The organism is Acetobacter sp. DsW_059 (assembly GCF_002153695.1).
GTDB classification, from domain to species: domain Bacteria; phylum Pseudomonadota; class Alphaproteobacteria; order Acetobacterales; family Acetobacteraceae; genus Acetobacter; species Acetobacter thailandicus.
This window is the reverse complement of record NZ_JOPI01000139.1, coordinates 1-259: the sequence shown is the minus strand read 5'-3', so window position 1 is coordinate 259 and position 259 is coordinate 1. Positions and strand designations below refer to the sequence as shown.

The 259-nt window shown below is 54.4% G+C and carries 1 pseudogene; it reads left to right on the top strand.

Annotated features, from left to right (window positions below):
• Window positions 1-259, top strand: a pseudogene (locus HK25_RS13145) (ABC transporter substrate-binding protein); the annotation flags it as partial.

Here is a 259-nt window from a genome sequence, read left to right as displayed (position 1 = left end):
CCACCCTTGTGCTCTCTGAAAGCTGCTTCAGAAACGGACAGAAACCTGCCCCGGCAACGCTTGACCTTTTATACCAGGATGAACTGCGGCTGGGGCAGGTTTTCGACCGTGAAACCGAAGCACAGGCACTCGTTACGGGCTGGAAAAAACGGGTTACAGCGGTGCAGCACCGCCTGAAAAACACCTCTCCATTAAGGGTCTTTTTATATGACAGTGGGCTAAGCACACCTTTTACCGCCGGCGGGTATGCTCTGGCCTC